The sequence below is a fragment of the Pseudomonas sp. Je.1.5.c genome, assembly GCF_051129895.1.
In the GTDB taxonomy this organism is placed as follows: domain Bacteria; phylum Pseudomonadota; class Gammaproteobacteria; order Pseudomonadales; family Pseudomonadaceae; genus Aquipseudomonas; species Aquipseudomonas urmiensis.
This window is the reverse complement of sequence record NZ_JBCPSP010000050.1, coordinates 25092-31091: the sequence shown is the minus strand read 5'-3', so window position 1 is coordinate 31091 and position 6000 is coordinate 25092. Positions and strand designations below refer to the sequence as shown.

Genomic DNA, 6000 nt, shown 5'->3' with positions numbered 1-6000 from the left:
TTGGTGGAAGGGGTGGGGCGATGTCTCCCACGGTCTGTACTGCTGCGAACAGTCAGAATCGGGCATTTAGTCCCACCACCCCTTCAAGTCTAACCATACAAGCGGGCTTGCCCGCGAAGAGGCCAGACCATCCACCACACCTACCACAGGTACCGCGCCATTCTGCCGGCTGGCAATGAGCCTGTGGGAGCGGGCTTGCCCGCGAAGAGGCCAGATCATCCACCACACCTACCACAGCTACCGCGCCATTCTTCCGGCTGGCAATGAGCCTGCTGGCTTGTCGGGGCGCCGAACCGCCGCGAAGGGCCGCAAAGCGGCCCCTGACAATCTCAATGTCTCAACCAAATCACTAAGCTGCGCATCCAGACAAGCGCCCACCCCGCACATCGCGCAAAATGCCAGCCTACCCCAGCCCGGTACCCAGCCCGCCATGAGCCAGCTGAAAGACGCCCTGCACGAACACACCTTCGTCTGCGTCATGGAGTTCGTCCCCAAGCCCAGCGCCGAGCGCTTCGCCGCCCTCGAAGCGATCATGGCCCGCAAGCAGCTGTGCGGCTGGCCGCTGACCGTGGCCATCGGCGACCGGGTCGGCAGCCCGCTGGACATGTCGCCGCTGGACGCTTTCACCTCCCTCGACACAGCCGTTCCCGCCCTGTTGCACTTCTCCGGCAAAGACCGCGAACGCCAAGACCTGCTCGCCCAGCTCAAACGCATGGACAGCGCCGGCCTCGACCAGCTGCTGATCCTCACCGGCGACCGCCTCCCCGGCCACCAGCCCGGCCAACGCCCGGTGCGCTACCTCGAATCGGTCGCGGCGCTACAAATCACCCGCCAAGCCCGCCCCGACTGGCTGCTCGGCGCCGCACTCAACCCGTTCAAGTACCACGAGGAAGAAGGCGCCGCGCAATACTTCAAAGCCGAGAAAAAACTCAGCGCCGGAGCGGATTTTCTCACCCTGCAAATGGGCTATGACGACCGCAAGCACCAGGAAGCGCTGCACTGGATGCGCCGCCAGCGCACACCCAAGCCGCTGATTGCCTGCCTGATGGCCCTGACCCACGGCCGCGCCAAGATGCTCGAACACGTGGCAGGCGCGGTGGTCAGCCCCTCGATGCGCGACATCCTCGCGGCCGAGCTGGACGTGTCCAAGGCCTTCGCCCAGACCCGCAGCATCGAGCGCCTGGCGCTGCAGGTGATCGGTTTGAAGTTGATGGGCTATGCGGGCGTGCACCTTTCCGGCATCCATGACCTGGCCCAGTTCCAAGCGTTGGAGCAGGCGCTGCACACCCAGCAAGGCGAAATCCACACCCTGGAGCAATGGGCACCCGCCTGGGCTGCCAGCTGGCAAATGCCCGGCTTGCCCGCAGTCACCTTCAACCCACCCGGCGCCAACTGGCGGTTGGGCGAGTCGCGCGTCAGCGCCAGCCGCACAGAGCAGGCCCGCTACCACGTGCTGTCTGGCTTGCACTCACTGTTGTTCGACCGCAGCAACTGGCTCAGCCGCAGCTTCGGCTGGGCCGTCACCCGCCCGGTTTGGCGCACAGCCCAAGGCGCGCGCCTGCTGCACCAGCTGGAACGCAGCATCAAACGCCCCCTGCTCGGCTGCGACACCTGCGGGCGTTGCCGCCTCGAAGACACCCTCTACATCTGCCCGGAAAGCTGCCCAAAGGGCTTGGCCAACGGCCCCTGCGGCGGCACCTCGCTCAACCGCTGCGAGTTCGGCGACCGCGAGTGCGTGCACAGCGTCAAATACCGCACCGCCAAATCCGTCCAGCAAACCGCAGTACTCACCGACCGCCTGATCCCCTGCATCGAACTCCTCACCCGCCATCAAAGCTCCTGGCCAGCCTGGTTCACTCCCGCAAACACCCCTGAACCCTGTGGGAGCGGCGGTGCGCCGCTGCGACTTGCCCGCGAAGAGGCCATCCCTTCCAACATAAAACCCTCAGCCCACCACTCCAGGCCGGCCCACACCAAGCAACCCGCCGAAATCGACAGCTAACCCGCCCTCCCCCATCAACGATAAACGGCCCCCGAAAAAGTTGCCGTTTATCCCAGCGCTCCTATATTCACTGAGTCCCTGCCAAGCGGCCCCTTCGAGCGTGAACATGGCCCATGCTGCCCAGTTCATCATTTGCGAGCACTGCGACTGCGTCTACGAAAAGGTCCCGCTCGCCAAGCACCAGAAAACTGTCTGCAGCCGCTGCGCCGGCGTGCTCCAGCGCTACAACGGCCTCACGGTGCAACAGCGCCTGGCGTTGAGCATCACCGCCGCCATGCTCTGGCTGTTCGCCAACTTCTACCCGGTGATGAGCATCAGCATGCAGGGCCTGAAAAACAGCGCGACCCTGTGGGATTCGGTCCTGGCCTTGAGCCAAGGCCCGATCACCTTCATGGCCATGGTCGCCGCCATCGCCATCATCATCGCCCCGGCCTTCCAGCTGGTGCTGCTGACCTGGGTGCTGACCTTCGCCCTCGCCCAGCGCCGCGCCCCGGGCTTCAAGCTGGCCATGCGCTGGCTGGAAACCCTACGCCCGTGGAGCATGCTCGAAGTGTGCCTGCTCGGCGCCATGGTCGCGGTGTTCAAGCTGGCCGGCATGCTCGACGTACTGCCCGGCATCGGCCTGTTCGCCCTGGCCGCGCTGAGCCTGTTGCTGATCCGCATTGCTGGGCGCGATGTGCGCGACCTGTGGGACCTGCTATGAACCGCCCACCAACCGCCAGCGAACTCAACCTGTGCCTGTGCCACAGCTGCGGCCTGGCCTGCGACATGAGCAACGAGCCGCACCACTGCCCACGCTGCGACGCGCCTCTACACCGGCGCAAGACCAACTCGCTGGCGCGCACCTGGGCCTACATGCTCGCCGCCCTGGCCTTCTACGTGCCGGCCAACCTGCTGCCGGTGATGAACACCACCCTGCTCGGCGACGGCGCCGACAGCACCATCATGAGCGGCGTGCTGGAGTTCTGGGAGCACGGCGCGTGGGACATCGCCCTGATCATCTTCATCGCCAGCATCGCCGTGCCCGGGGTCAAGTTCGTCGCCCTGTCGCTGCTGCTGATCACCGTCCAGCGCGGCAGCGACTGGGCGCGCAAGGAGCGCTCCAAGCTGTACCGCTTCGTCGAGCTGATCGGCTACTGGTCGATGCTCGACGTGCTGGTGGTGGCACTGGTCGCCGCCCTCGTGCAATTCCAAGCGCTGGGCACCATCGAGCCACGCCCGGGCATTCTATTCTTCGGCTTGGTGGTGGTGTTCACCATGCTCGCGGCCATGAGCTTCGACCCCCGCCTGATCTGGGAACCACCCGCCACCAAGGAGCGCACGGATGTCGTCACCCACTGATCAAGCCCCCCGCGAGCCCGCCCGGCCAGAGGTGAAAACCCGCCGCTTCAGCGTCTCGCTGGTGTGGATCGTGCCCATCGTCGCGGTGCTGGTCGGCCTGTCGCTGGTGATCCACCGCACAATGCAGGAAGGCCCGACCATCACCCTCACCTTCAAGACCGGCGCCGGCCTCACCGCCAACAAGACCGAAGTCAAATACCGCAGCGTAGTCATCGGCCACGTGTCGGAAGTGGCCCTGAGCGATGATCAGAAAAGCGTCAACGCCACGGTGAAACTGGACAAACAAGCCGAAGGTTTCACCCGCGAAGATTCGCAATTCTGGGTAGTCCGCCCGCGCATTGGTGCCGGCGGCGTGTCGGGCATCGACACCCTGCTGTCGGGCGACTACGTCGGCGCCGACATCGGCCAGTCCAACACCCGCGCCAAGCACTTCACCGGCCTGGAAAACCCGCCGCCGATCACCTACGGCGAACCCGGCAAACGCTTCACCCTGCACGCTCCCGACTTGGGCTCGGTGGATATCGGCTCGCCGGTCTACTACCGCAAGATCCCGGTCGGCCAAGTGGTCGCCTACGCCCTGGATGCCGATGGCAAAGGGGTGAACATCGAAGTGTTCATCCACGCCCCCAACGATGCCTACGTCACCGAAAACACCCGTTTCTGGAACGCCAGCGGCGTCGATGTGAATGTCGGCGCCAATGGCGTCTCGGTGAAGACCGAATCGCTGTCCACCCTGATCGTCGGCGGCATCGCCTTCCGCGCCCCCGAGTACAGCCCCAACGACAGCCCCGCCGCCGAAGACAAGACCTACGAACTGTTCGCCGACCAGCAAACCGCCCTCGCCCCGCCCAACGGCAAGGCGCAGTACTTCACCCTGCGCTTCGACCAGGCCCTGCGCGGCCTCAAGGTCGACGCCCCGGTGGAATTTCTCGGCGTAGAAATTGGCCGCGTGGTGTCGGTGAACCTCGACTTCGACGAAGTCAAACGCAGCTTCCCGATCAACGTCGGCATCGTCGTCTACCCCCAACGCCTAGGCCAGGCCCACGTGAAAATGCTCAAAGTGCTCAAGCACAACCCCGACGACATCGCCGCCTCCGCCAAGCTGTTCAGCACCTTCGTCGACAACGGCCTGCGCGCCCAGGCGCGCAGCGGCAACCTGCTCACCGGCCAGCTGTACATTGCCCTGGAGTTCTTCCCCAAAGCGCCAAAAGCCGAGTTCGACCTCAACGCCCGGCCGATTGCCATCCCGACCATCCCCGGCAGCCTCGAACTGCTGCAAGAGCAATTGCAGGCCATGGTCGAGAAGATCAACAAACTGCCGGTCGAACGCATCGCCAGCAACCTCGACAGCAACTTGGTCGAGCTGCGCAAAAGCCTCGCCCAGTTCAACAGCAAGACCCTGCCCCGCGTGCAAGACACCCTCGCCCACGTCAGCCAGACCCTGCAATCGGCCAACTCGACCCTGGCCGAAGACTCACCGCAGCGCGAAAAACTCACCGAAACCCTCGACGAACTCGCGCGCATGTCACGCTCGCTGCGCGAGCTCTCCGATTACCTCGGACGCAACCCCGAATCGCTGATCCGCGGCCGCCCCGCCAACGCCGCGCCCCTGGACCTGCAAGGCCCACCGCGCAACTGACCGCAGGAGCGAAACCCATGACCCCACGGCACACCCTCCCGCTGCTCTGCACCCTGGCCCTGCTCGCCGCGTGCCGCAGCGACCCGATTGCCTTTCACACCCTGACCCCAGTGCACGCCCCCACCCAGGCCAGCAGCAACGCCGCCGAAGTGGTGATCGAAGGCATCAGCGTGCCGCCGCAGGTCGACCGGGCGCAGATCGTCATTCGCCAAGGCAGCAACGGCCTGGCCATTCTTGAAACCGAGTGGTGGGGCGCGAGCCTCAGTGAAGAGCTGCGCAGTGCCCTGGTGGTGCAACTGGGCAACGGCAGCGCGGCGCGCAAAGTGGCGGTGAAGATCAACGTGCAGCGCTTTGACTCGATCCCCGGGCAGTACGCACTGATCGATGCCCGCTGGCGCCTGCGCGGGGCTGAGGGTGGAGAGATGCTCAACTGCCACAGCCTGCTGCAAACGCCCGCCGGGCCGGAGATCGAGGACTTGGTCCGGGCGCAGCAGAACAACGTGCAAGGGCTGGCCACGCAGATTCGTCAGGCGGCTGGGAATCTGCGCGGGGGGTGCCCTGGCGAACGTTGAGTCAGCTGCTGTCGGCTAGGGCGTTGTCGCCGGTATCGAGGAGTTTTCCACATTGCTCGCTGGCCAGGCGGCTGATGATGCGGATCGCCTGGTGGATGCCCGCGGTGTTGCGAAAGCTCAGGCGCGGGTTGTGTTCGCACTCGAGCATGTCGTCGTGCTGGACCAGGGCTTCGGCTAGGAGTTCTAGGGTCCAGGTGTAGCTTTGCAGGGTGGAGAGGCGTTCTTGGTCAGGCATGGGGGGCCTGCCTTGGGGTTGTGGTGGGTTGGGTGTGAATGGGATAGAAGCGAAGGCTACGAGATGCCGGCCGCAGTGGACGGCGGAGAACGAATGCGAGGACTTTGCTCGGTATGCGAGTAGGCATGCATGAGACTCCAAGTTTGATTGGAGCTGCCACGCATCGTCGCCAAACAATTGGGTGGCAGCTGTACGCAGGTTGGCGAACCGG

6 protein-coding genes are annotated in these 6000 nt (G+C 64.9%); 5 read left to right on the top strand and 1 reads right to left on the bottom strand.

The features are described 5' to 3' along the window. Positions 1-430: 430 nt before the first annotated feature. From AAZU54_RS24350 to AAZU54_RS24330, 5 genes are all read left to right on the top strand, one after another. A complete protein-coding gene (locus AAZU54_RS24350) occupies positions 431-2002 on the top strand; it encodes a methylenetetrahydrofolate reductase C-terminal domain-containing protein (protein WP_434727768.1) in 1572 nt (523 codons plus the stop codon). A gap of 106 nt (positions 2003-2108) precedes the next feature. Further along, the gene (locus AAZU54_RS24345) at positions 2109-2705 is read left to right on the top strand and encodes a paraquat-inducible protein A (protein WP_186553718.1); all 597 of its coding nucleotides are present in this window, start codon (positions 2109-2111) and stop codon (positions 2703-2705) included. Continuing rightward, positions 2702-3343 carry a paraquat-inducible protein A gene (locus tag AAZU54_RS24340; protein WP_186553717.1) on the top strand — a complete coding sequence of 214 codons (642 nt, stop codon included), beginning with the start codon at positions 2702-2704 and terminating at the stop codon, positions 3341-3343. The genes AAZU54_RS24345 and AAZU54_RS24340 overlap by 4 nt, the downstream gene beginning before the upstream one ends. Next, positions 3327-4982, top strand: coding sequence for an intermembrane transport protein PqiB (locus AAZU54_RS24335; RefSeq protein WP_428625905.1), 1656 nt, complete (start codon positions 3327-3329; stop codon positions 4980-4982). Before AAZU54_RS24340 ends, AAZU54_RS24335 begins: the two co-directional genes overlap by 17 nt. Before the next feature lie 17 nt (positions 4983-4999). After that, on the top strand, positions 5000-5554 hold the full coding sequence (locus AAZU54_RS24330) for a PqiC family protein (RefSeq protein ID WP_404690036.1): 555 nt from the start codon (positions 5000-5002) through the stop codon (positions 5552-5554). A gap of 1 nt (position 5555) precedes the next feature. On the opposite strand, the gene AAZU54_RS24325 is transcribed toward AAZU54_RS24330, so the two are convergent. After that, complete coding sequence (locus AAZU54_RS24325; RefSeq protein ID WP_186553714.1) at positions 5556-5789, bottom strand: hypothetical protein; 234 nt, start codon at positions 5787-5789, stop codon at positions 5556-5558. Positions 5790-6000 lie beyond the last annotated feature (211 nt).